The organism is Zoogloea sp., from assembly GCF_028689785.1.
GTDB lineage: Bacteria > Pseudomonadota > Gammaproteobacteria > Burkholderiales > Rhodocyclaceae > Zoogloea.
Window position 1 is genome coordinate 1 of the sequence record NZ_JAQVCN010000124.1, and the last position, 3,290, is coordinate 3,290.

Here is a 3,290-nt window from a genome sequence, read left to right on the forward strand (position 1 = left end):
GGAACACCATGGTCATTGCCGGCATGCCGTTGGGCAGCGGGCCATGGGACAAGGTGAGCTTGCTGGCAGACTTGTCCACCTTCTTGACGAGGCCATCGGTCATCTGGGCGGAAACGCCGCTTTTTTCACCGTGCATGGCGGTGTGATCCGCATGCTCGTCGGCAGCGATGGCAGGAATGGAAAATACAGTGCCCAGCACAGTGGCAAGGACGATGAACGGAGTTTTCATGGAAATTTCCTTCATGAGAGATAACGGATATCAGTGACGGGCAAACACGCTGGTCGAGCCATCGGCTTTGACGAGCAGCGTTTCGTAGGGCATCGGCCTGGCGCTCTCCATGCCGGGGGAGCCCGGAGGCATGGAGGGAACGGCCAAGCCAACGGCCTTGGGCTTTTCCTTGAGCAGGCGCTGGACATCCGCCGCCGGGACATGCCCCTCGATGAGGTAGTTGCCGACCTTGGCTGTGTGACACGAGCCGTAGGCGTCGGGCATGCCGAGCTTCTTGCGCTGTCCAGGAACGTCTTCCACGTCATGTGTCTTCACGTCGAAGCCCTGGGCGCGCATGTGCTCCACCCACTTCCCGCAGCAACCGCAATACGGGCTCTTGTACACATCGACCGGGGCTCCGGCCAGGGCGGCGCCTGCCATCAGGCCCAGCACGGACGACAAGATCAGCGTCTGCAGTTTCATGGCGATTCCTTTGGTGAATGGGATGGCTCATTTTGGCAAGCGCACTCCGACGGGAAGCTGTCCTGAAAATTACATTTCTGTAATCTTCAGGCCGAGCCCCTCTACAGCTGTCAGTGCGTGTGCTTGAAGCCTGGCGGATGCGTGTGCCCCTTCTTTTCCACCACGCCGGGAGGGATGGGTTCATCCTTGGCATGGTCGCTATGGTCGCAATGAACGTCATGGGCATCGAGCCCACCATGACTATGTCCCTCGCTGGATGCCACAAGCGCCTTGTAGTCGGTCGCAGTCAGCCCTGGCAGCTTCTGGAGAAAGGCGACCAGATCCCAGATCGCTTCATCTTCCATCCCGCCCTTGGACCAGGCCGGCATACCGGAGGCCTTGATCCCGTGCTTGATGATCCAGAACTGACGGGCCTGAGTGAACGGGGGATTAAGCGCAGTTTCGGGCTTGGTGGTCAGCTCTCGGGGTGTCGGATAGAGCCCCTTACGGATCTCCGAGTCCTCTGCTTCCGGGGACAAGTGGCATCCCACACACATCGCGTCGTAGTTACCCGAACCCCGGCGGACTCGCTCTGGGTTCGTCAGATCAGCAGGTGGCTTGATCTCACTTGCCCGTACTGCGATGGAGCGCTCACGGGCAAACTCGAGCAAACGATAGGTCAGCGGGTGATGAGGCTCGTCGGCGGCGACGTTGATGGCGCCAGAGTAGAGAAGGACGGCCCCTGAAGCCGCACCCACGGCAGCCAGAACCGCCAGGGTGATCAGAGTCTTGTTCATGATGGGGTTCCTCAGTGCTTGTTATCGTGAGTGGAACTCAGTGACCGGAATGCGGGCCGGGCTTTCGAACCTGCACTTCGGTTGCTGCGGGCTTGCCCTTTGCCGGCATGGATTGCCCCCCCTGGGTTTTTGCGCGCGGCGGCTCAGCGGCGGGCCCGGTCCATTCATAGGCACGGGTGCCGGGAGGCTGTTTGTACCAGCCGGGGTCGGTGTAATCACCAGCCTTCTGCTCGGCACGCACCTTCAGTACGGTGAACATGCCGCCCATCTCCACCGCGCCATAGGGGCCTTGGCCCGTCATCATCGGAAGGGTGTTGTCCGGAAGCGGCATCTCCATTTCCCCCATGTCGGCCATGCCGCGCTCTCCCATCACCATGTAGTCGGGAATGAGATCGGTGATCTGCTTGGCGGCCTCCCGGTGATCGACCCCGATCATGGTCGGCACGTCATGGCCCATCGCATTCATCGTGTGGTGGCTCTTGTGGCAATGGAAAGCCCAGTCACCCGCTTCATTGGCGATGAACTCGACTTGGCGCATCTGCCCGACGGCAATGTCGGTTGTCACTTCAGGCCAGCGGGACCCCTTGGGCGTTGGGCCGCCATCGGTACCGGTGACTGTGAATTCGTGGCCGTGCAAGTGAATCGGGTGATTCGTCATTGTCAGGTTGCCGACGCGGATACGGACCCGGTCGTTTTGGCGCACATTGAGGGAGTCGATGCCCGGAAAAGCCCGGCTGTTGAAGGTCCATAGGTTGAAATCGAGCATCGTGTTCACCTTCGGGGTGTAGCTGCCGGGGTCGATGTCGTAGGCGTTCAGGAGAAAGCAGAAATCCCGGTCCACTTCGTCGATGAGGGGGTGCCGCTCCTTCGGATGAGTGACCCAGAAGCCCATCATGCCCATCGCCATCTGGGTCATCTCGTCGGCGTGGGGGTGATACATGAAGGTGCCGGGCCGGCGTGCCACGAACTCGTAGACGAAGGTCTTGCCGGGGGGAATCTGAGGTTGGTTGAGTCCGCCGACACCATCCATTCCGCTGGGCAGACGCTGCCCGTGCCAATGAATGGTGGTGTGCTCGGGCAGGCGGTTGGTGACAAAGATACGGACCCGATCGCCTTCGACCACTTCAATCGTCGGACCCGGGCTTTGTCCGTTGTAACCCCATAGGTGGGCATTCATGCCGGGCGCGATCTCGCGCACCACGGGTTCGGCCACAAGGTGAAACTCCTTGACGCCCTTGTTCATGCGCCACGGCAACGTCCAGCCGTTGAGGGTGACCACCGGGTTATAGGGCCGACCGGCGCCGGTGACGCCTTGCGGGAGATGCGGAGGCGCTGTGTTCGGATCCTCCTTCATAATGAGTTCAGGAAGTGCGGCCATGGCGACGGAACTGACCGAGGCCGTGGCCACAGCGCCACCTGTCAGGCCCAGGCTTTGGATGAATGCGCGACGGGATGTCATCGGGAGTCCTTTCGGGTCAGTGATCCGGACGGCCGGTGCTGGCCGGGGAAGTGCGCGCAGCGGCGGCGAGGGAAGGTTTGCCGATCAGGGCCATCTGTAGATCGCTCTGGGCAATCCAATAGTCACGGAGGGACTCGATGTAGCTGTTCACGCTGGTGATCTGGGAACGAGCATCGGCGAGCAGATCGAAGACCCCTATCAGCATGCCGTTGTAGCGCAGCAGGTTCTCTTCGGCGATCCGCTTGTTGAGCGGCACGATTTCGTCCCGGTAGTGCTTTGCAATGTCGAAGCTGTTGCGATACGCCGAGTAGGCTTCGCGGACTTCCGAACGGGCGTTGATGGCGGCTTCGGCCGCACGTTCAAC

General features: G+C 61.0%; 5 protein-coding genes. All 5 read right to left on the reverse strand.

The window, feature by feature from the left end:
* The coding region (locus PHI64_RS23475) for a copper-binding protein (protein WP_299886579.1) at nucleotides 1-229 on the reverse strand (229 nt) is incomplete at its 3' end.
* A 30-nt stretch (nucleotides 230-259) separates the two neighbouring features.
* The gene (locus PHI64_RS23480) at nucleotides 260-691 is read right to left on the reverse strand and encodes a DUF411 domain-containing protein (protein WP_299888839.1); all 432 of its coding nucleotides are present in this window, start codon (nucleotides 689-691) and stop codon (nucleotides 260-262) included.
* A gap of 110 nt (nucleotides 692-801) precedes the next feature.
* Nucleotides 802-1,467, reverse strand: a complete 666-nt coding sequence (locus tag PHI64_RS23485) for a cytochrome c (RefSeq protein WP_299888841.1) — start codon at nucleotides 1,465-1,467, stop codon at nucleotides 802-804.
* Nucleotides 1,468-1,504: 37 nt separating this feature from the next.
* A complete protein-coding gene (locus PHI64_RS23490; protein ID WP_299888844.1) occupies nucleotides 1,505-2,926 on the reverse strand; it encodes a copper oxidase in 1,422 nt (473 codons plus the stop codon).
* 16 nt (nucleotides 2,927-2,942) lie between these two features.
* A partial coding sequence (locus PHI64_RS23495) for a TolC family protein (protein ID WP_366945263.1) occupies nucleotides 2,943-3,290 on the reverse strand: 348 nt, incomplete at its 5' end.